Genomic DNA, 223 nt, shown 5'->3' with positions numbered 1-223 from the left:
TCCTGTCGAATCCCGTCCCGGCCGCCGGCGTCGCGGCCGCCTCGGGGGGCAATCACGGGGCGGCGGTGGCCTATGCGGCCCGCCAGCTCGGCGTGAAGGCCCGCATCTTCGTTCCCGAGATTTCAAGCCCCGCGAAGATCGCCGTCATCCGCTCCCACGGGGCCGAGGTGGTGATCGGCGGCGCGCGCTACGCGGATGCGCAGGAGGCCTGCGACCGCCATGT

Annotated in this window: 1 protein-coding gene; it reads left to right on the top strand. The window is 73.1% G+C overall.

Annotated elements, in window-relative coordinates:
• A partial coding sequence (locus tag E4K09_RS24085; protein WP_134500193.1) for a pyridoxal-phosphate dependent enzyme occupies window positions 1-223 on the top strand: 223 nt, incomplete at both ends.

This window comes from Microvirga pakistanensis, assembly GCF_004458765.1.
Lineage (GTDB): Bacteria > Pseudomonadota > Alphaproteobacteria > Rhizobiales > Beijerinckiaceae > Microvirga > Microvirga pakistanensis.
This window is presented reverse-complemented; position numbering and strand designations above follow the sequence as displayed.